Annotated in this window: 17 protein-coding genes and 1 rRNA gene; 17 read left to right on the top strand and 1 reads right to left on the bottom strand. The window is 70.7% G+C overall.

Features of this window, described 5'->3' with window-relative positions:
- Positions 1-21: 21 nt before the first annotated feature.
- The 4 genes from rplT (at position 22) to pheT (ending at position 5,973) form a co-directional block, all read left to right on the top strand.
- A complete protein-coding gene (gene rplT, locus D5S19_RS15270) occupies positions 22-399 on the top strand; it encodes a 50S ribosomal protein L20 (protein WP_120024007.1) in 378 nt (125 codons plus the stop codon).
- The gene (locus D5S19_RS15265) at positions 396-1,208 is read left to right on the top strand and encodes a TrmH family RNA methyltransferase (RefSeq protein ID WP_120024047.1); all 813 of its coding nucleotides are present in this window, start codon (positions 396-398) and stop codon (positions 1,206-1,208) included. The genes rplT and D5S19_RS15265 overlap by 4 nt, the downstream gene beginning before the upstream one ends.
- Before the next feature lie 1,154 nt (positions 1,209-2,362).
- Positions 2,363-3,418 (top strand): phenylalanine--tRNA ligase subunit alpha, encoded by a 1,056-nt coding sequence (pheS, locus tag D5S19_RS15260; protein ID WP_120024006.1) that lies wholly within the window; start codon positions 2,363-2,365, stop codon positions 3,416-3,418.
- The gene (gene pheT, locus D5S19_RS15255) at positions 3,418-5,973 is read left to right on the top strand and encodes a phenylalanine--tRNA ligase subunit beta (protein WP_120024005.1); all 2,556 of its coding nucleotides are present in this window, start codon (positions 3,418-3,420) and stop codon (positions 5,971-5,973) included. The genes pheS and pheT overlap by 1 nt, the downstream gene beginning before the upstream one ends.
- Before the next feature lie 56 nt (positions 5,974-6,029).
- On the opposite strand, the gene D5S19_RS15250 is transcribed toward pheT, so the two are convergent.
- Positions 6,030-6,719 (bottom strand): DNA alkylation repair protein, encoded by a 690-nt coding sequence (locus D5S19_RS15250; protein ID WP_120024004.1) that lies wholly within the window; start codon positions 6,717-6,719, stop codon positions 6,030-6,032.
- Between the two features lie 130 nt (positions 6,720-6,849).
- Here D5S19_RS15250 and D5S19_RS15245 point away from each other — a divergent pair, with 130 nt between their 5' ends.
- The 13 genes from D5S19_RS15245 to D5S19_RS15185 form a co-directional block, all read left to right on the top strand.
- Positions 6,850-8,427, top strand: coding sequence for an alpha/beta hydrolase (locus tag D5S19_RS15245; protein ID WP_199730514.1), 1,578 nt, complete (start codon positions 6,850-6,852; stop codon positions 8,425-8,427).
- Between the two features lie 192 nt (positions 8,428-8,619).
- On the top strand, positions 8,620-9,102 hold the full coding sequence (locus D5S19_RS15240) for a helix-turn-helix domain containing protein (RefSeq protein ID WP_120024045.1): 483 nt from the start codon (positions 8,620-8,622) through the stop codon (positions 9,100-9,102).
- 137 nt (positions 9,103-9,239) lie between these two features.
- Entirely contained in the window at positions 9,240-10,268 is a 1,029-nt protein-coding gene (argC, locus tag D5S19_RS15235) for an N-acetyl-gamma-glutamyl-phosphate reductase (protein WP_120024003.1), read from the top strand.
- The gene (gene argJ / locus D5S19_RS15230) at positions 10,265-11,425 is read left to right on the top strand and encodes a bifunctional glutamate N-acetyltransferase/amino-acid acetyltransferase ArgJ (protein ID WP_120024002.1); all 1,161 of its coding nucleotides are present in this window, start codon (positions 10,265-10,267) and stop codon (positions 11,423-11,425) included. Before argC ends, argJ begins: the two co-directional genes overlap by 4 nt.
- Positions 11,422-12,357, top strand: coding sequence for an acetylglutamate kinase (gene argB / locus D5S19_RS15225; RefSeq protein ID WP_407641751.1), 936 nt, complete (start codon positions 11,422-11,424; stop codon positions 12,355-12,357). The genes argJ and argB overlap by 4 nt, the downstream gene beginning before the upstream one ends.
- Complete coding sequence (locus D5S19_RS15220) at positions 12,354-13,559, top strand: acetylornithine transaminase (RefSeq protein ID WP_120024000.1); 1,206 nt, start codon at positions 12,354-12,356, stop codon at positions 13,557-13,559. The genes argB and D5S19_RS15220 overlap by 4 nt, the downstream gene beginning before the upstream one ends.
- A complete protein-coding gene (argF, locus tag D5S19_RS15215) occupies positions 13,559-14,485 on the top strand; it encodes an ornithine carbamoyltransferase (protein ID WP_120023999.1) in 927 nt (308 codons plus the stop codon). The genes D5S19_RS15220 and argF overlap by 1 nt, the downstream gene beginning before the upstream one ends.
- Positions 14,482-14,991, top strand: coding sequence for an arginine repressor (locus tag D5S19_RS15210; RefSeq protein ID WP_120023998.1), 510 nt, complete (start codon positions 14,482-14,484; stop codon positions 14,989-14,991). Before argF ends, D5S19_RS15210 begins: the two co-directional genes overlap by 4 nt.
- The gene (locus D5S19_RS15205; RefSeq protein WP_120023997.1) at positions 14,988-16,070 is read left to right on the top strand and encodes an argininosuccinate synthase domain-containing protein; all 1,083 of its coding nucleotides are present in this window, start codon (positions 14,988-14,990) and stop codon (positions 16,068-16,070) included. Before D5S19_RS15210 ends, D5S19_RS15205 begins: the two co-directional genes overlap by 4 nt.
- Before the next feature lie 25 nt (positions 16,071-16,095).
- A complete protein-coding gene (gene argH / locus D5S19_RS15200) occupies positions 16,096-17,511 on the top strand; it encodes an argininosuccinate lyase (protein WP_120023996.1) in 1,416 nt (471 codons plus the stop codon).
- A 44-nt stretch (positions 17,512-17,555) separates the two neighbouring features.
- Positions 17,556-18,191 carry a DNA-3-methyladenine glycosylase gene (locus D5S19_RS15195; protein ID WP_120023995.1) on the top strand — a complete coding sequence of 212 codons (636 nt, stop codon included), beginning with the start codon at positions 17,556-17,558 and terminating at the stop codon, positions 18,189-18,191.
- A 32-nt stretch (positions 18,192-18,223) separates the two neighbouring features.
- Positions 18,224-19,498 (top strand): tyrosine--tRNA ligase, encoded by a 1,275-nt coding sequence (tyrS, locus tag D5S19_RS15190; protein ID WP_120024044.1) that lies wholly within the window; start codon positions 18,224-18,226, stop codon positions 19,496-19,498.
- Positions 19,499-19,861: 363 nt separating this feature from the next.
- Positions 19,862-19,965 (top strand): 16S ribosomal RNA (locus D5S19_RS15185); the annotation flags it as partial.

Below are 19,965 nucleotides of genomic sequence, written 5' to 3'. Positions count from 1 at the left end.
CGAACCCGACAGGATGGACCAGTGGCACGCGTCAAGCGGGCGGTCAACGCCCAGAAGAAGCGTCGCGCGACTCTCGAACTGGCCAGCGGCTACCGCGGCCAGCGCTCGCGGCTGTACCGCAAGGCCAAGGAGCAGACGCTCCACTCGCTCAACTACGCCTACCGCGACCGCCGTGCGCGCAAGGGTGACTTCCGCCAGCTGTGGATCACCCGGATCAACGCGGCCGCCCGTGCCAACGGTGTGACCTACAACCGGTTCATCCAGGGCCTCAAGGCCGCGGGTGTCGAGGTGGACCGCAAGATCCTCGCGGACCTGGCCGTCACCGACGCCGCCGCGTTCACCGCGCTCGCCGAGCTGGCCAAGGCGAACGTGAACACCGGCGAAGCGAAGTCGGCCTGACCGGCAGCCTCTTCCGGCCCGGGGCGGTCCCCTTCACCGAACGGACCCCCCGGGTCGTTGCCGCGCGCAAGCTGACCCGCCGCGCGGAACGCGAGAAGACCGGCCGTTTCCTGGCCGAGGGCACGAACGCCGTCGAAGCCGCGGTGAAGTACGGGACGGTGCACGAACTGTTCGTCACCGAACGCGCCGCCGCCGCATACCCGGCCCTGATGACCGCGGCCGCCGACCGTTCCGTGCCGGTCTCGCCGATCACCGACCGTGCTGCTGCGGGGTTGTCGGAAACCGTGACGCCCCAAGGAATCGTGGCCGTCTGCACGGTCGTCGACCGTCCTCTGGAGACGGTCCTGGCCGCGGCCCGCCTGGTGGTCGTCCTCGTCGACGTCGCAGAGCCGGGCAACGCCGGCACCGTGATCCGCGTCGCCGACGCCGCCGGCGCCGACGCAGTGATCCTGGCCGGGGACACCGTGGACCCGCACAACGGCAAGAGCGTCCGATCCGCCGCAGGCAGCACGTTCCACATCCCGCTGGCCCGCACCCGCGACGTCCCCGCCGCACTCACGGCCTTGCGTGCGGCCGGTCTGCGCACCCTCGCCGCTTCCGGCTACGCCACGACGTCCCTCGAAACGCTCAGTTTCGACACCCCCGTGGCCTGGCTCTTCGGCAACGAGGCCCACGGCCTCCCCGGCGAGATCCTCACCGCAGCCGACGAAACGGTACGCATCCCGTTGTACGGCAAGGCGGAAAGCCTCAACCTGGCCACCGCGGCCGCCGTCTGCGTCTACACCACGGCGATGGCCGCACACCGCTGATCTTCTCGTCGGCCCTGGTGTCTCGGCCCTTGCCTCGGCGCCCTCAGTGTCTTCGGTCCTTGCTCTCTTCGGCTCCGTCTCTTCGCGTGGGTTGTCGCTTCGGCGCGGTCTCCGCGCAGGCTGTCCCTTCGGCGCGGTCTCCGCGTGGCTTGTTGTCCGGCTCGTGCTTCTCCGGCCCGCTTGGTTCGTCGCCTGTGCGGGGTTTCTCCGCTCTTTCGCCAGGCTGACTTCCGACCCCGCCGGACCTTCGGGCTGTCCGAGACGAGCCCCTGTCTTCCCTCCTGGCTGATCCTTCGCCCGTTCGATCTCTCGCCTGCCGGATCCCGCCTGGCCCAGTCCACCCGTTCTGCTACTCGGCTGATCCCTTTATTCGGTCGGTCTTCGGCCGACGGGGATCCTTTCGGCCTTCGCCGATCCCTGTCCTCCACCGGCATTCCCGAACGGCTTGCCGCTGTGCGTCAACTCGATGAGTCGCCGTTGCCCAACCCGCTCGCCTGCTCATCAGTGGCCATCCTTCCCTCCATCGCCGAACCTCTGCGACCCCCGAACCTTTGCCACCCCCGAGCCCCTGCCACCTTCGAACCCCTGCCACCTTCGAACCCCTCCCACCACCGAACCTCTCCGACCGCCGCACCTCTCCCGCCACCGAATCTCTGCCACACCCCTCCCACCACGAACCCCTGCCACCGCCGCACCTCTCCCGCCACCGAAAGATTTCCGTCACCCACCGCTCACACCACCAAGCGATTCTGCCCGCCTGGCCAGCCCTTCTCCGTCACTGCGCGTACCGAAAACGTCGGCAGGCGCACCCCCATCCCCACTCGTCCCGTCGATCACCACACGGCCGTGGCCGGACACCACTTCCGCTCCCGGCATCCGCGAGCCGAAGCCGAGTCCCGAGACCGGCCGCGACACCACCCCCCGCGCGCCCCGCCCCTCACCCGATGCGTTGATCATGGCCGAGGTCACCGGCGTGTTTGACCGGCGCCGGCACCGGCCGATACCGGAGCCGATCCGGCGCGGCCACTCCGGAAGCGGAGGGTGACCGGCCGGGGCCGACGCCCGATCCCCTAGACTGAGCTGCCCGATGAGCACGTGCGGCAGCCTGCCCGCGTGCCGCCGACCAGACCAGTCCGAGCGGACGCCGAGGAGTCATGTCCGGAGCCACAGAACAGCCGGTCGACGTGCTCGCACCGGAGACCCTGCGCGCGGCGATCAAGGCGGCCGAAGAGGCCTTCGCCGGCGCGGCCGACCTGGATGCCCTGGCCGCCGTCAAACCGGCCCATCTCGGGGACCAGTCGCCGCTGCTGCTCGCCCGCCGGAAGATCGGCGGCCTGCCCAAACAGGAGAAGGCCGACGCCGGCAAGCGGGTCAACGAGGCGCACCAGGCCACGCAGGCCGCATTCGACCAGCGCCGCGCGGCCCTGCAGGCGGAGCGTGACGAGCGGGTGCTCCGCGAGGAGGCCGTCGACGTCACGTTGCCGTGGGATCGCATACCGCGCGGCGCCCGGCACCCGATCAGCACGCTGTCCGAGCGGATCGCCGACGTGTTCGTGGGCATGGGCTACGAAGTCGCCGAAGGCCCGGAGCTCGAGGCCGAATGGTTCAACTTCGACGCGCTGAACTTCGGCAAGGACCACCCGGCGCGCCAGCTGCAGGACACCTTCTACGTCGGCGAGGAGGACTCCGGCCTGGTGCTGCGCACGCACACCTCGCCGGTGCAGGCCCGCAGCCTCCTGCACCGCGACCTGCCGGTGTACGTGGTGTGCCCGGGCCGCACGTACCGCACCGACGAGCTGGACGCCACGCACACCCCGGTGTTCACCCAGGTCGAGGGCCTCGCGGTGGACAAGGGCCTCACCATGGCGAACCTCAAGGGCACCCTGGATGCGTTCGCCCGCGCCATGTTCGGCGACCGGTCGAAGACCCGGCTGCGTCCGCACTTCTTCCCGTTCACCGAGCCGTCCGCCGAAGTGGACGTGTGGTTCGAGGAGAAGAAGGGCGGTGCCGGCTGGGTCGAGTGGGGCGGCTGCGGCATGGTCAACCCGAACGTGCTGCGGGCCTGTGGCGTCGACCCCGAGGTGTACTCGGGCTTCGCGTTCGGCATGGGCATCGAGCGGACCCTGCAGTTCCGCAACGGCATCCCGGACATGCGCGACATGGTCGAAGGCGACGTCCGGTTCACTCTTCCCTTCGGAACGGAGGCGTAGTGCGAGTCCCGGTGAGCTGGCTGACCGAGCACCTCGATGTGGGTGCCGAGGTCACGCCCCAGGACCTGGCGGACGCCTTCGTGCGGATCGGGATCGAGGTCGACGAGCTGAGCGGGCTCGGCCCGGTCACCGGTCCGCTGGTGGTCGGGCGGGTGGCCGAGATCGAGGAGCTGACCGGCTTCAAGAAGCCGGTCCGATTCTGCCGGGTCGAGGTCGGCGAACAGCCCGATCCCGAATCCGAGGAGTCCGAAGAGGACGATGACGAGGACGGCCCGATCGAGAACGAGGGCCCGCACGGCATCAAGACCCGCGGCATCGTCTGCGGGGCGAGCAATTTCGCCGAGGGTGACCTGGTCGTGGTCGCGCTGCCCGGTGCGGTGCTGCCCGGCGATTTCGCGATCGCCGCGCGCTCGACCTACGGCAAGGTCAGCGACGGGATGATCTGCTCGGCCAAGGAGCTGGGCCTGGGCGAGGACCACACCGGCATCCTCGTGCTGCCCCCGGGCGCGGCGATCCCCGGCGACGAGGCCCGCGAACTGCTGGGCCTCGACGACCACGTCATCGAGGTCACCCCGACGCCGGACCGCGGCTACGCGCTGTCCGTGCGCGGGCTCGCCCGCGAGCTGTCCACCGCGCTCGACGTGCCCTTCGGCGATCCGGCGTCGGTGGAGGTGCCGGCCGCCGAGAGCGAGGCGTGGCCGGTGCGGGTGGACGACCCGCAGGGCTGCCCCCGGTTCGTGCTGCGCCGGGTCACCGGGCTCGACGCGACCGCGCCGACGCCGTGGTGGATGCGCCGTCGCCTGCTGCTGGCCGGGATCCGGTCCATCTCGCTCGCCGTCGACGTGACCAACTACGTGATGCTGGAGCTCGGGCATCCGCTGCACGCGTTCGCGACCGGCGCCGTCCAGGGCGGGCTGGTGGTGCGCCGGGCCGAGGCGGGGGAGAAGCTCACCACGCTCGACGACGCCGAGCGCACGCTGGACGCCGACGACATCGTGATCGCCGACGACAGCGGTGTGATCTCGCTCGCCGGCACGATGGGCGGTGCGAGCACGGAGATCACGCCGGAGAGCACCGACGTGTTGCTCGAAGCGGCGCACTGGAATCCGGCGTCGATCAGCCGGACCGCGCGTCGGCACAAGCTGTTCTCCGAAGCGGCGAAACGGTTCGAGCGGTTCACCGACCCGGCGCTCTGCGCGGCCGCGGTCGAGCTGGCCGCACGGCTGCTGCGCCAGTACGGCGAGGGCTCGATCCAGCCCGGCCGCACCGACGTAGGCGGCGTGGCCCCGAACCCGCCGGTGACCATGCCGATCAACCTGCCCGACCAGGTCGCCGGGGTGCGTTACCAGCGGGGCGTCACGGTGCGCTGGCTCGGCCAGATCGGCTGCAAAGTCCAGGTGAGCACCACCGACGAAGGGGTTTCGGTGGTCACCGCGGTGCCGCCGAGCTGGCGCGCCGACCTCGTGCAGCCGGCCGACCTCGTCGAAGAGGTGCTGCGGCTCGAGGGCTACGACAGCATCCCCTCGGTGCTGCCCGCCGCCCCGGCCGGCCGCGGGCTCACCGATGCGCAGCGCCGACGCCGGGCGATCTCGCGTGCGCTCGCGGAGGCCGGCTATGTCGAGGTGCTGCCGTTCCCGTTCGTGAGCGACACGGTGTGGGACGCCTTCGGCCTGCCCGCCGACGACGTGCGCCGCACGACGATGCGCGTGCGCAACCCGCTCGAGGCAGATCAGGACCGGATGGCCACCACCCTGCTGCCGGGCTTGCTGGACACCTTGCAGCGCAACGTTTCCCGCGGGATCAAGGACCTGTCGCTGTTCCACATCGGACAGGTCGTGCTGCCGAAGCCGCATCAGCTCGCCGTGCCCGACCCGGGGGTGGCGCACCGGCCGAGCGACGAGGAGCTGGCTCTGCTCGAAGCGGCGGTGCCGGCGCAGCCGGTCCACGTCGCCGCGGTGCTCGCCGGGCAGCACAGCCGGGCCGGCTGGTGGGGCAAGGGCGAACCGGCCGGCTGGGCCGATGCGGTGCAGGCCGCCCGGCTCGTCGCCGAGGCCGCCGGGGTGACCCTGACCGTGCAGGCGGCGGATCTTCTGCCGTGGCATCCGGGCCGCTGCGCGCAGTTGCGCGTCGGGGACTGGCCGGTCGGGCACGCGGGCGAGCTGCACCCGAAGGTCGTCGAAGCGCTGGGGCTGCCGCCGCGCACGGTCGCGATGGAGCTCGATCTCGACGCGGTCCCGCTGCCCGATTCCCGCCCGGCGCCGAGCATTTCGGCCTATCCGCCGGTGTTGCTCGACGTCGCGCTCGTCGCGGACGCCGAGGTGTCGTCGGCCGAGCTCGCCGACGTGCTCCGGACCGGCGCCGGTGATCTGCTCGAGGAGATCACTCTCTTCGACGTGTACACCGGGAAGCAGCTGGAGGACGGCCGGCGTTCGCTCGCCTACAAGCTCCGCTTCCGGGCGCCGGATCGCACCCTCACCGTGGACGAGGCCACCAAGGCCCGCGACGAAGCCGTCAAGGCCGCGGGCGAGCGCTTCGGAGCCACGCTGCGCGCCTGACCACCGCCGCCCCCGTCTGCCGACGCCTTCTCCGGAGGCGGGGGCGAGCGGATGGTTCAGCCGAGGTGCTTCAACGCCTCCCGGGTGGACAGCGGTGAGAGTGCGGGATGGTCGTGGATGAACGCCCGCACCCAGTCCGGCGCCAGCCGGGCATGATCGCGCAGCGCCCAGCCGATTCCCTTGCGCAGGAAGAAATCCGGGTCTTCGGCGGTGGCCTCGACAGCGGCCGTGAGCAGCTTGCGATCGACCTCGTGCTTCGCCCCGATCTGGCAGATCACCGCCGTGCGCCGGCGCCAGCGGTCGGCGTCGGTGGCCCAGGCCAGCAGGAGCGGGGTGACCTCCGCCCGGTGCGCCCGCAGGATCGGCCCGACCCGCCGGATCGCCAGCTCGTCGACGTAGTCCCACCAGGCCCCGGTGACGATCAGCTCCTCGTACATCGGCAGCAGCCCCGGGTCTTGCCAGCGCCGGTAGGCGCGGTATCCGGAAAGTGCGATCGCGGCATAGCGTTCCTCGCGGTATTCCGCGTCCCGCCACAGTGCGAGCACGGTTTTGGTGAACGTCACCCGATCCGGCAGAGGATGCTCGGCGAAGACCGCCTTCGTGAGCCCGGCGCGCGCCGGGCTCGGCACGCCGCGGAACGGCATCTCCGACTTCATGTAGGCCCGCATCGCCGGTGCCCGGTCCGCATCCGCGAGCTGGGAAAGTCCATTTCGGACTGCGGCGATCAGCTTCCCGTCCCCACCCATTCATGATCACCTCGATCAGGTCGGTTCCCCGCACCGGGAGAACGGCGCCTTCCGGCCCCGAACTGGTGCCGGTGCCTGGCCTTCGATAGCTTCGTCGAATTCTGCTGATCTTCGGAAGAAAAGGATCACCGTGAGGAGCATTGCCGCCGTACTGGCCGCCACGGCTTTCGGGGCCACGGCACTGACCGCTGTGCCCGCTGCCGCGGAGCCGGCCGCCGCGCCGGGATACACCCCGCCTCCGATCACCTGGGGGCCGTGTCACACGAGCGGCCTCGGCTCCGCCGAATGCGGATTCCTGGTGGTGCCGATGGACTACGCCCGGCCCGGCGCCGAGAAGGTGCGGATCGCGGTGTCGCGGGTCAAGCACACCGCCGCCGAGTACCAGGGCGTGATGGTGGTCAACCCCGGCGGTCCCGGTGCTTCCGGGCTCGGGCTTGCGCGGCTCGGCCGCTCGGTTCCGCACAAGGCCGGGGACGGCTACGACTGGGTGGGCTTCGACCCGCGCGGGGTCGGCGACAGCGAGCCGAAGATCACCTGCGACGGGAACTACACCTCCTACGCCCGTCCGCCGTACGTGCCTTCGGCCCCGGGCGTGGAGAGTGCGTGGCTGGCCAGGACGAAGGGGTACGCCGACGCGTGCGCGAAGAACGGCGCGATCCTTGAGCACGTGAAGACCGTCGACGTCGCGCAGGACATGGAAAGCCTGCGCAAGGCGCTCGGTGAAAAACAGCTCAACTACTACGGCTTCTCCTACGGCACCTACCTCGGCCAGGTCTACAGCACGCTCTACCCGGAGCACGTGCGGCGCATGGTGCTGGACGGCAACGTGGATCCGCAGCGGATCTGGTACCGGAGCAACTTCGACCAGGACGCCGCCTTCGACCGCACGATCAAGGTCTACTTCGACTGGCTCGCCAAGTACGACGGGATCTACCACCTCGGCAAGACCGGTGCCGAGGTCCAGCAGCTTTGGTACGACCAGCGTGCGCGGCTCGACAACGCCCCGGCCGGCGGCAAGATCGGCGGCTCCGAGTGGACCGACATCTTCCTCAAGGCCGGTTACTACGTGTTCGGCTGGCAGGGCATGGCCGACGCCTTCGCCGGCTGGGTGCACCGCGGCGACTGGCAGCCGCTCAAGAAGCTCTACGACGAGGCGAACCCACAGGGCGACGACAACGGCTACGCGGTCTACGCCTCGGTGCAGTGCACGGACGCGCCGTGGCCGAAGAACTGGCACCGGTGGCGTTCCGATTCCTGGCGGACGCATTTCCGCGCGCCGTTCGAAACCTGGGGCAACACCTGGTTCAACGCGCCCTGCGCGAACTGGCCCGCCACATCCGGGCACCCGGTGCGCGTTGACGGCAGCAAGGTTTCCGCGGCGCTGTTGATCAGCGAGGAACTGGATGCCGCGACGCCGTATGAGGGCAGTCTCGAGGTGCGCACATTGTTCCCCCGATCGAGTCTGATCAGCGCCCCCGGCGGGACCACGCACGCCGGGTCGCTTTCCGGCGTCGCGTGCGTGGACGACAAGGTCGCCGCCTACCTCGCGACCGGTGCTCTGCCGGAGCGCACCGCGGGCCACGGATCGGACGTCCAGTGCGAGCCCGTGCCGCCGCCGGTGCCCACCGCGGGCAAGGCGAAGCCGAAGGCTGATTCCCCAGCGCAGCAGCCGGTTCAGCGGGTGCTCGCCGACCTGCCGCGGTTTTGATCCGCAGGTGGTGCCCCGGCCCGGTCCGCCCGGCCGGGGCACTGCCCGTCTTTGCTCTCGCATCGATCCCCCTCGGTCGTCTTTCGTGGTCGCCGGAGACGCTACGACGAGGGTCCGACAATTTCGGAGCGGGGTCACCCGATCGCGCTAAGTGAGTGAAATGTGTCGGGGGTCGCGGCTACCTTCGCCGCCATGACGATCATCCATGAGCACCGGACCGAGATCCGGGCAGGAGACATTCAGTACCAGGTCGCCGTGATCACCCGGACCGAAGGTGGTGAACCGGACCGGGTCACCGTCACGATCGGGGCCGAGCGGCCTGATGGCGAACCGGTCGCCGAGGGCCGGCTCGACCTCGATGTGGCGTCGGTCCCCACGGTCGCCGAGCTGCTCGGCACGAGCCTGCGCTCGTTCACCGGCGGCGTCCGGAGAAGATCCGGCAACCGGCCCGCCCGGCAGGGGCAGCCGTGGACCGACGAGATGGAAGCCGAACTCGAAGCCCGCTGGCTCGCCGGGGAGTCGGTGGTGGACATCGCCCGGCATTTCGACCGGACGCCAGGCGGGATCCGGGCCCGGCTGCCTCGCGTCGGCTGCGATCCGGAGCGGCCGGGCAATCATCTGCCGACGCCGCCCAGCCTGCGGGACGGGGACGAGGCGGAGGAAGGGGCGGCCTGAGGCATGCCGGCCGGGCCGCTGGTTCCGCGGTTCGGTGCAGGTGGTGGCGGGTCCGGGGGAAAGACGCCAGGGGAGGGGCGATCGAGGTGGGCAAACCCTGTTTGTTTGAGATTGCACGCTCGTGCATAATCATTCGTATGACGGTGAAGATCGCGGTGGCCGGCGCGAGCGGGTACGCCGGTGGCGAACTGCTGCGCCTGCTGCTGACCCATCCCGAGGTCGAGATCGGCGCACTGACCGCGGCGAGCAGTGCGGGGACAACGCTGGGCACGCACCAGCCGCACCTCGTGCCGCTGGCCGGGCGAGTGCTGGCCGAGACCACCCCGGAGACCCTGTCCGGTCACGACGTGGTGTTCCTTGCTTTGCCGCACGGGCATTCCGCGGGGATCGCCGCGCAGCTCGGCCCGGAGGTGCTCGTCGTCGATCTCGGTGCCGACCATCGGCTCGCCGATCCGGGCGACTGGGCGCGCTGGTACTCCGGCGAGCACGCCGGGCAGTGGCCGTACGGGCTGCCGGAGCTGCCCGGCGCACGCGAGAAGCTGGCCGGTACCAAGCGGATCGCGGTCCCCGGGTGCTTCCCGACCGGCGGGTCGCTCGCGCTGGCGCCCGCGCTGGCCGCCGGGCTGGTCGAGCCGGCCGTCACCGTGGTCTCGGTCACCGGCACGTCCGGGGCGGGCAAGAGCCTCAAGCCGAATCTGCTCGGTTCGGAGGTGATGGGCAACGCCAGTGCCTACGGCGTGGCCGGCGCGCACCGGCACACGCCGGAGTTCGCGCAGAATCTCTCGGCTGCCGCGGGCAAGCGGGTGGCGGTGTCGTTCACTCCGGTGCTCGCCCCGATGCCGCGTGGCATCCTCACCACGGCGAGCGCGCCGCTGGCGGCGGACGTGGACGAGCCCGCGGCGCGGGCGGTCTACGAAAAGGCCTACGACGCCGAGCCGTTCGTGCAGCTGCTGCCACCGGGCACCTGGCCGGCGACGGCCGCGACGGTCGGTTCCAACAACGTCCAGCTGCAACTCGGGGTGGACGTGGACGCGGGCAGGCTGGTCGTCGTCGCCGCGATCGACAATCTCACCAAGGGCACCGCGGGCGGTGCCGTGCAATCGATGAACCTGGCGCTCGGTTTCCCCGAGGCCACCGGACTTTCCACCGTGGGAGTGGCACCGTGACCGTCACCGGCCCCCAGGGCTTCCGCGCCGCCGGCGTCGCCGCCGGGATCAAGGCATCCGGCGCGCTCGATCTCACCCTCGTCGTCAACGACGGCCCGCTCGACGTCGCGGCAGGCGTGTTCACCCGCAACGCGATCAAGGCCGCGCCGGTGCTGTGGTCGCAGGAAGTGCTCAAACAGCAGCGGCTGAAGGCGGTCGTGCTCAACTCCGGCGGCGCGAACGCGGCGACCGGCCCGGCCGGGTTCCAGGACACGCACGCCACCGCCGAGAAGGTTGCGCAGGTGCTGGGCACCGGGGCGATCGAGGTGGCGGTGTGCTCCACCGGCCTGATCGGCGAACGGCTGCCGATGCCCGCCGTACTGTCCGGTGTGGACAGTTCGGTCCGGGCGCTGGACACCACGCCCGAGGCCGGGCTGAACGCGGCCACCGGCGTGATGACCACCGACAGCAAGCCGAAGGAGGCCTTCGCACGCCACGAGAACGGGTGGAGTGCCGGTGGTTTCGCGAAGGGCGCGGGCATGCTCGCACCCAACCTGGCGACGATGTTGTCCGTGCTGACCACCGACGCCGTGGTAGACAAGGAAACCCTCGACCGCGCCCTGCGTGCGGCCACCCGCATCACGTTCGACCGGCTCGACGTCGACGGCGGCACGTCCACCAATGACACGGTGCTGGTGCTGGCCTCGGGTGCGAGCGGGGTCGAGCCGTCCGAAGCCGAGCTGACCGAACTCCTCACCGCGGTCAGCCTCGACCTCGTACAGCAGCTGCGTGCGGACTCCGAGGGCGCGACCAAGGACGTCGACATCACCGTGCGGGGTGCGGCCTCCGAGGCGGACGCCATCGTGGTGGCGCGCACGATCGCGGAGGACAACCTCGTCAAGACCGCGTTTTTCGGTTCCGACCCGAACTGGGGCCGGATCGCCATGGCGCTCGGCCGAGCACCGGCGCAGCTGGCCCCCGAAACGCTGTCGATCACGATCAACGGGGCCACGCTGTTCGCCGCCGGTACCACGGCCGAGGACCGCTCGGCCGCGGATCTCTCCGGGCGGGCCATCGAGGTCGTCGTGGACCTGGGCGTCGGCAGTTCGGCCGCCACGATCTACACCACGGACCTCTCGCACGGGTACGTCGAAGAGAACAGCGCGTACTCGTCATGATGAGCACAGACGGGCTGGTCCCCGCAGACGAACGGCTCGCGACCGCGGCGGAGAAGGCCGGGGTGCTGATCGAAGCCCTGCCCTGGCTGCAGCAGTTCCGCGGCGCCACGGTGGTCGTCAAGTACGGCGGCAACGCGATGATCGACGACGAGCTGAAGGCGGCCTTCGCCGAGGACATGGTGTTCCTGCGGCTCGTGGGGCTGCACCCGGTCGTCGTGCACGGCGGCGGTCCGCAGATCACCGCGATGCTCGCCCGGCTCGGTGTGCCGGGGGAGTTCAAGGGCGGCCTGCGGGTGACCACCCCGGAGACCATGGACATCGTGCGCATGGTGCTGGTCGGGCAGGTCAGCCGGGAGCTGGTCGGCCTGATCAACGCACACGGCCCGTACGCGGTGGGCATCTCCGGTGAGGACGCGCGGCTGTTCACGGCCGAGCGCAAACACGCCACTGTGGACGGTGAGCCGGTGGACATCGGCCTGGTCGGCGAGGTGGCCGCGGTCAACCCGGACGCGGTCCTCGACATCGTCAACGCCGGGCGCATCCCGGTGGTGTCGACCGTGGCCCCGGATGTCGATGGCGTGGTGCACAACGTGAACGCCGACACCGCGGCCGGGGCGCTCGCCGCCGCGCTCGGGGCGGAGAAGCTCGTGGTGCTCACCGATGTCGAAGGCCTCTACGCCAACTGGCCGGACCGCTCCTCGCTGATCGGCCGGATCTCCGTCGACCGCCTTGAGACCATGCTGCCGGACCTGGCCAGCGGGATGATCCCGAAAATGGAGGCCTGCCTGCGCGCGGTGCGCGGCGGAGTACGCGGCGCGCACGTGATCGACGGCCGGCTCGCGCATTCGGTGCTGCTCGAAGTCTTCACCTCGCGCGGCGTCGGCACCATGGTCCTGCCCGAAACCTCCCTTCCCGGAACGGAGCACCCGTGACCCCCCTGAAGTCCAATGAGGACGGCCGGCGGCACTGGCAGTCGGCCGTGATGGACAACTACGGCACCCCCGGCCTGACCCTGGTCCGCGGCGAAGGAGCGCGGGTCTGGGACGCCGACGGCGCGGAGTACGTCGATCTCGTCGGCGGTATCGCGGTCAACGCGCTCGGCCATGCCCACCCGGACGTGGTGCGTGCGGTGACCGAGCAGATCGGCACGCTCGGGCACACGTCGAACCTCTACGTCAACCCGGTCACGGTCGAGCTGGCCGAGGCGCTGCTGGACGTCGCGGGGCTGGCCGGGCAGGGCAAGGTCCTGTTCGTCAACTCCGGTGCGGAGGCCAACGAGGCCGCGCTGAAGATCAGCCGGCTCACCGGGCGCAGCAAGATCGTGGCCGCCGAAGGTGCGTTCCACGGCCGCACCATGGGCGCGCTCTCTCTCACCGGGCAGCCCGGCAAACGGGACCCGTTCGCGCCGCTGCTGCCCGGGGTCACGCATGTGCCGTTCGGCGACATCGAGGCGCTGCGTGCCGCGGTCGACGGCGAGACCGCCGCGGTGTTCCTGGAACCGGTGCTCGGCGAGGCCGGGGTGATCCCCGCGCCGGACGGGTACCTCCAGGCCGCCCGCGAGTTCACCAAAGCCGCCGGCGCGCTGCTCGTGCTCGACGAGGTGCAGACCGGCATAGGCCGGCTCGGCACCTGGTTCGCCTTCCAGCAGACCGGGATCGTGCCGGACGTGATCACCCTCGCCAAGGGCGTCGGCGGCGGGCTGCCGCTCGGCGCCGTGATCGGCGTCGGCGCCGCGGGCGATCTGCTCAAACCCGGGCAGCACGGCACCACCTTCGGCGGCAACCCGGTGTGCTGCGCGGCCGGGCTCGCTGTGCTCCGCGCGATCAGCAGGGACAATCTGCTCGACCACGTCTCCGCGCTCGGCAAGGACGTCGTCGCCGGGGTGGAGGCACTCGGCCACCCGCTCGTCACCGAGGTGCGCGGCAGCGGGCTGTTGCTGGGTATCGGCCTGCGTGAGCCGGTCTCCGCGGCGGTGGCCCGGTCCGCGCAGCAGGCCGGATACCTGGTCAACCCGGTCGCACCCAACGCCATCCGGCTCGCCCCGCCGCTCGTGCTCGACGAGCGGCAAGCCCGCGGATTCCTCGCCGCCCTGCCGGGCGCGCTCGACTCCGCCACGACGAAGGACACCGACTGATGCCCCGCCATTTCCTCCGCGATGACGACGTCACCCCCGCCGAACAGACCGCCCTGCTCGATCTGGCCGACCGGTTGAAGGCCGATCCGCTCGGCACGAAGGCGCTGGCCGGGCGCACGGTGGCGGCGATCTTCGAGAAGAACTCCACCCGCACCCGGTTCTCCTTCGAGGTCGGCATCAGCCAGCTCGGCGGGCACCCGGTGATCGTCGACGGCCGCTCCATGCAGCTGGGCCGCGAGGAGACCATCGAGGACACCTCGCGGGTGCTCTCGCGCTACGTCGACGCCGTCGTCTGGCGGACGTTCGCGCAGAAACGGATCGACTCGATGGCCACGGTCGCCTCGATCCCGATCGTCAACGCGCTCACCGACGAGTTCCACCCTTGCCAGGCTCTCACCGATCTGATGACCATCCGCGAGCGGAAGGGCAAGCTCGCCGGTCTGACCCTGAGCTACCTCGGCGACGGGGCGAACAACATGGCGCACTCGCTGCTGCTGGCCGGCTGCACCGCCGGCATGAACGTGCGGGTCGTGTCGCCCGAGGGATTCCGGCCCGATCCGCAGGTGGTGCTGGACGCCGAGCGGCGGGCCGCCGAAACCGGCGGCAGCGCGGTCCTCTGCACCGATCCGCACGAGGCGGTCGAGGGCGCGGACGTGCTCGTCACCGACACCTGGACCTCGATGGGGCAGGAGAACGACGGGCTCGACCGGGTCGGCCCGTTCCGCGCCCTGCAGATCAACGCCGCGCTGCTCGAGCGGGCCGCGGACGAGGCGATCGTGCTGCACTGCCTGCCCGCGCACCGGGGCTGGGAGATCACCGACGAGGTGCTCGACGGCCCGGCCAGCGCGGTGTGGGACGAGGCGGAGAACCGGCTGCACGCGCAGAAGGCGCTGCTGGTCTGGTTGTTCGGGCAGTCCGGCCGATGACCGGCAGCCGGGTCGGCCGCCAGGCGCGGATCACCGAGTTGGTGTCCACGATGGCCATCCGCAGCCAGACCGAGCTGGCGAGGCTGCTCGCCGCCGAGGGCATCGAGGTCACTCAGGCGACCCTGTCGCGCGATCTCGACGAACTGGGCGCGGTCAAGCTGCGCGGCGCCGATTCCGGAGCACCGGTCTACGTCATCCCCGAGGACGGCAGCCCGGTGCGCGGGGTCCAGGGCGGGACCTCGCGGCTGGCCCGGCTGCTTGCCGAGCTGATGGTGTCCGCCGACTCGTCGGGCAACCTGACCGTGCTGCGCACCCCGCCGGGGGCCGCGCAGTTCCTGGCCAGCGCCATCGACCGTGCCGCGCTGGAGGAGGTCGTCGGATCCATCGCCGGGGACGACACCGTCGCGGTGATCGCTCGGGAGCCGCTCAGCGGGCGGGATCTCGCCGAGCGATTCACTGCGCTCGCGCAGCGGTCCGCCGAAACACTCGAAGGAGGAACGCCGTGACCAGCCGGGTCGTGCTCGCCTACTCGGGCGGGCTCGGCTCTTCGGTCGCCCTCGGCCTGCTTGCCCGGCAGGCCGAGGTCATCGCCGTCATTGTCGATTTCGGCACCGGCGACGTCGACCTCGATGCGGTCCGCCGGCGGGCTGTTGTGGCGGGAGCCGCGGAGGTCGCGGTGATAGCGGCCCGGGACGAGTTCGTGGACCGCTACTGTCTCGCGGCGCTGCAGGCCAACGCGGTCCTTTTCGGACGATATCCACTGGTCGCCTCGCTGGCCCGGCCCGTGCTGGCCGGCCATGTCGTCGCGGTGGCGGAAAGCCTTGGCGCGTCGGCGATCGCGCACGGTGGGGACTGCCTGCTCGGCAAGATAGCCGGGGACCTCGCGCCCCGGCTGCACGTGCTCGAACCACTGGCGGAATGCGCTGTCGCGGCGGACTACGCGCGTGCGCACGGTTTGCCCACCGGCGGTCCCCAAGTGTCGATCAAGCGCACGGTGTGGGGCCGCGGCGGGGCGGCCCAGGCACCGCTGTTCTCCTACACCGAAAACGCGGCGGTGAACGCCGATGCTCCGGACGAGGTCGTGGTGAGCTTCGAACGCGGCGTGCCGATCGCGGTCGACGGCGAGACGGTGTGCGTGACCGAGGCCGTCCAGCGGCTCGGGTATCGCGCCGGGATGCACGGAGTCGGCCGCTTCGATCCGGCCGGGGACGGCCGGGAAGGCTACGAGGCACCCGGAGCGGCCGCGCTCATCATCGCGCACCGGGAGCTGGAAGCCCGCACCCTTGACCGGGACCTGGCCCGGTTCAAACAGGGGATCGATCGCCGCTGGACCGATCTCGTGCACGACGGCTCGTGGTTCTCGCCGTTGCGGGAGCCACTCGACGCGTTCATCCGGCAGGCGCAGGAACGCGTCACCGGTGATGTGCGGCTGCTCCTGCACGCAGGCACCGCCGCCGTCCCCGGCACACCCGAAACCCCCGGCGCCGCCGGGAGGCGCCGCCGCACAGCGGGGGCGCGGTACCGTCCGGTGACCGGACGGACCCCGCTGGGCCAGGCCTGGCATCCGACCACCCAGGCGTCCTGAGACGCCGGATCGAGAAAGGCAGAACGTGAGCGGGAAAGACCAGCCGGTGCAGCTGTGGGGCGGCCGGTTCGCCAGTGGCCCGGCCGAGGCGATGGCGGCGCTGAGCGCCTCCACCCATTTCGACTGGCGCCTGGCGACCTACGACATCGCGGGCTCGCGCGCGCACGCCCGCGTGCTGCGCAAGGCGGGCCTGCTGACCGACACCGAGCTGGCCGGCATGCTCGACGCGCTCGATACACTGGCCCAGGATGTGCAGTCCGGCGCGTTCACCCCGACCGTCGCCGACGAGGACGTGCACACGGCCCTGGAGCGCGGCCTGCTCGAACGGGCCGGCACCGAGCTGGGCGGCAAGCTGCGCGCGGGCAGGTCGCGCAATGACCAGGTGGCCACGCTGTTCCGGATGTGGCTGCGCGACGCCGCCCGCCGGGTCGTGGCGGGCACGCTCGACGTGATCGACGCGATCGTGGCGCAGGCGAGCCGGCATCCGGAGGCGATCCTGCCCGGCCGCACGCATCTGCAGCACGCGCAACCTGTTCTGCTCGCGCACCACCTGATGGCCCACGGCCAGGCACTGCTGCGCGACGTCTCCCGGCTGCGCGACTGGGACGCGCGCACCGCGGAATCGCCGTACGGGTCCGGGGCGCTCGCCGGATCGTCGCTCGGGCTGGACCCGGAGGCCGTGGCCACCGAGCTGGGCTTCGACACGAGTGTGGAGAACTCGATCGACGGCACCGCCTCGCGGGATTTCGTGGCCGAGTTCGGCTTCGCCGTGGCGATGCTCGCGGTGCACCTGTCCCGGATCGCCGAAGAGGTGATCATCTGGAACACCGCCGAGTTCGGCTATGTCACGCTGGACGACGCGTGGGCTACCGGCAGTTCGATCATGCCGCAGAAGAAGAATCCGGATGTCGCCGAGCTGACCAGGGGCAAGGCGGGCCGGCTGATCGGCAACCTCACCGGGCTGCTCGCGACGCTGAAGGCGCAGCCGCTGGCCTACAACCGCGATCTGCAGGAGGACAAGGAGCCGGTCTTCGATTCGGTGGAACAGCTGGAGCTGCTGTTCCCGGCGATCGCGGGCATGCTCGCCACCCTCACCTTCCACACCGACCGGCTGGCCGAACTCGCCCCCGCCGGGTTCACCCTCGCCACCGACATCGCCGAGTGGCTGGTGCGGCAGGGGGTGCCGTTCCGGGTGGCGCACGAGGCCGCGGGGGAAAGCGTGCGCGTGGCGGAGTCCCGCGGAGTCGGCCTCGACGAGCTGACCGACGAGGAGTTCCGGGCGATCAACCCGGCGCTGACCCCGGCGGTACGCGAGGTGCTGACCGTCGAGGGTTCGGTGCGCTCCCGAAACGCCCGCGGCGGTACCGCGCCGGAGCGGGTCGCGGAACAACGCGAGCGGCTGGCTGAGCGGATCGCCGGGCACCGGCACTGGCTGAAGTGAGGCCGCCGGGCGTGCCTGGCTAGGCTGCGCGGTGGACGAGGGGAGTGCGCGTGGACCGGTTGTTCCGGCGCGAGGAGCTGGCACTGGACCCGGTCGAGCTGGCCCGGCTGCTGCTCGGCGCGGTCCTGGAGGCCGAGACGGCCGAGGGCACGGTCGGGGTCCGGCTGGTCGAGGTGGAGGCCTATCGGGGTCTCGACGATCCGGCGTCGCACTGCTATCGGGGCAAGACCCCGCGCAACGCCGTGATGTGGGGGCCGGCCGGGCACCTCTACGTCTATTTCGTCTACGGCATGCACTTCTGCGCGAACGTGGTCGGCACCGAGGACGGCCTGCCCGGAGCGGTGCTGCTGCGTGCGGGTGAGGTGGTCGAGGGTGCCGGCCTCGTGCGTGCGCGGCGGCCGAATGCCCGCGGCAACGGCGAGCTGGCCAAGGGCCCGGCCATCCTCACCTCGGTCCTCGGGCTGGACCGGCACTGGAACGGGGCCGACCTCACCGATCCCGCGTCGCCGGTACGGCTGCGGATCGGGGAGCGGGTGCCCGCGGACCGGATCCGGGTCGGGCCGCGGGTTGGCGTGGCCATGGCGATGGACACGCCGTGGCGGTTCTGGGTGGACGGCTCGCCCGCGGTGTCCACCTACCGACGCGGTGGGAAACGGCGCCCGGTACGCCCCGCCGGATAGTCGCTTGACCTGGTGCGGGAGGATCTATGACCGTGAGCGAGCACATCCTTGACGAGTTGTCCTGGCGCGGTCTGATCGCGCAGTCCACCGACCTCGGCGCGCTGCGCCGGGAACTCGACCAGGGCCCGCTCACGCTGTATTGCGGCTTCGATCCGACAGCGCCCAGCCTGCACGCGGGCAACCTGGTCCCGCTGCTGATGCTCAAGCGCTTCCAGCGCGCCGGGCACCGGCCGATCGTGCTGGCCGGCGGCGCGACCGGGATGATCGGCGACCCCCGGGACACCGGCGAGCGCACGCTCAACACGCTCGAGGTCGTGTCCGAATGGGCCGGCCGGATCCGCGGCCAGCTCGAACGGTTCGTCGATTTCGACGATTCGCCGACCGGGGCGATCGTGACGAACAACCTGAACTGGACCGGGCAGCAGAACGTGCTCGAATTCCTCCGGGACATCGGAAAGCACTTCCCGGTGAACACGATGCTCAACCGGGAAACGGTGAAGCGCCGGCTCGAATCCGACGGCATGTCCTACACCGAATTCAGCTACCTGCTGCTGCAGTCGCAGGACTACCTGCAGCTGTACCGGCAATACGGCTGCAAGCTGCAGGTCGGCGGCTCGGACCAGTGGGGAAACCTGGTCGGCGGGGTCGACCTGATCCGCCGGGTGGACAGCGGTACCGCGCACGCGCTGACCGCGCCGCTGGTCACCGACGCCGAGGGCCGCAAGTTCGGCAAGTCCACCGGTGGCGGGAACCTGTGGCTCGATCCGGACATGACCTCGCCCTACGCCTGGTACCAGTACTTCGTGAACGTCGGCGACGCCGACGTGCTCCGGTACCTGCGCATGTTCAGCTTCCTCGAACGCGAGGAGATCGACGCGCTGGCCGAGGACACCGAACAGCGCCCGCACCTGCGGGCCGCGCAGAAGAAGCTCGCCGAGGAATTCACCAACCTGGTGCACGGCGAGGACCAGACGCGGCAGGTCATCGCGGCCAGCCAGGCCCTGTTCGGCCGCGGTGAGCTGAGCGGGCTCGACGAGCGCACGCTGGACGCGGCGATGGCCGAGGTCCCGAGCGGCAAGATCGGCACGGACGGCGCCGCGACGATCGTCGACCTCCTGCTCGCCGCGGGACTGGTGGACAGCAAGGGCGCCGCGCGCCGCACCGTCAAGGAGGGTGGCGCGTACGTGAACAACGTGAAGATCGGCGACGAGGAGTGGCGGCCCGCGGCGTCGGACGCTCTGCACGGGCGCTGGCTCGTCGTGCGCAAGGGCAAGCGGAACGTGGCCGGCGTGCGCCTCGGCGGCTGACTTCGGGTCCACCCCCTGGAACAGGCCCCTGACCTGCGGTGATGCGGTTAGGGGACCCCCCTGTTTTGGGGGGTTGGGGGGCGTGTAATGTTCTCCAGGTCGCCAGGGAGACCGGGTGGCTGCGGGACACGAACCAAGCTCTCACCTTGAAGGTGATTGAGTGGGTGTCCTGCTTTAAGACTGCTAGGAATGACTGCTTCGGTGTGGTCTGGGCCCTGTGGGGTTCGGGTTGTGCTGTGGGTGTGTTGCTTGAGAACTCAACAGTGTGCTAGTGAACTAAGCCAGTAGAGCTTTTATGTTTTGAAACCCCTCGTCGGGGTTTCCTTTGAGGTTACATTATTGTAGTCTGGATTGACTCATTCATTGTTGGAGAGTTTGATCCTGGCTCAGGACGAACGCTGGCGGCGTGCTTAACACATGCAAGTCGAACGCTGAAGCATCTTCGGGTGTGGATGAGTGGCGAACGG

It is taken from the genome of Amycolatopsis panacis, assembly GCF_003600245.1.
Lineage (GTDB): Bacteria > Actinomycetota > Actinomycetes > Mycobacteriales > Pseudonocardiaceae > Amycolatopsis > Amycolatopsis sulphurea.
The sequence above is the reverse complement of the archived record's forward strand: the minus strand, read 5'-3'. Positions and strand labels throughout refer to the sequence as shown.

What these genes read in the sequence shown, in the direction of transcription:
- pheS (WP_120024006.1), top strand. Translation starts at nt 2,363, where the DNA reads ATGTCCGGAGCCACAGAACAGCCGGTCGACGTGCTCGCACCGGAGACC.
- D5S19_RS15250 (WP_120024004.1), bottom strand. Translation starts at nt 6,719, where the DNA reads ATGGGTGGGGACGGGAAGCTGATCGCCGCAGTCCGAAATGGACTTTCC.
- D5S19_RS15240 (WP_120024045.1), top strand. Translation starts at nt 8,620, where the DNA reads ATGACGATCATCCATGAGCACCGGACCGAGATCCGGGCAGGAGACATT.
- argC (WP_120024003.1), top strand. Translation starts at nt 9,240, where the DNA reads ATGACGGTGAAGATCGCGGTGGCCGGCGCGAGCGGGTACGCCGGTGGC.
- argB (WP_407641751.1), top strand. Translation starts at nt 11,422, where the DNA reads ATGATGAGCACAGACGGGCTGGTCCCCGCAGACGAACGGCTCGCGACC.
- argF (WP_120023999.1), top strand. Translation starts at nt 13,559, where the DNA reads ATGCCCCGCCATTTCCTCCGCGATGACGACGTCACCCCCGCCGAACAG.
- D5S19_RS15210 (WP_120023998.1), top strand. Translation starts at nt 14,482, where the DNA reads ATGACCGGCAGCCGGGTCGGCCGCCAGGCGCGGATCACCGAGTTGGTG.